The following is a 264-nucleotide window of genomic DNA, read 5'->3' on the forward strand; positions in this document are numbered from 1 at the left end:
CGTCCCATTTGGCGCGGGTGTCATCGCCACGGGTTTCCCCAAAGCTTGCCAATAGTCGACCATCAACTGGCCATGGAAGTTTGCCTCGCTCCGAAGCAAATGGTCCGCCGAAGGACTCGCCGGCGCTGGAAACCAGTGGCCCCGGCGCTGTATGTGCCGGTTTGCGGGGTGCCGGAGCGTCGGTGGGGGCCGCCAGTTCAGCTTCGCGCTGACTCTTTTTTTCCGCTTCCTGCTGGGCGATCAGGGCTTTTTGCCGCGCTTCTT

The 264-nt window shown here is 62.5% G+C and carries 1 pseudogene; it reads right to left on the bottom strand.

Features of this window, described 5'->3' with window-relative positions:
- Positions 1–264 (bottom strand): annotated as a pseudogene (locus tag ACFZPT_RS26740) (peptidase M23); the annotation flags it as partial.

It is taken from the genome of Pseudomonas sp. MD330_10 (assembly GCF_042610415.1).
Lineage (GTDB): Bacteria > Pseudomonadota > Gammaproteobacteria > Pseudomonadales > Pseudomonadaceae > Aquipseudomonas > Aquipseudomonas rhodesiae.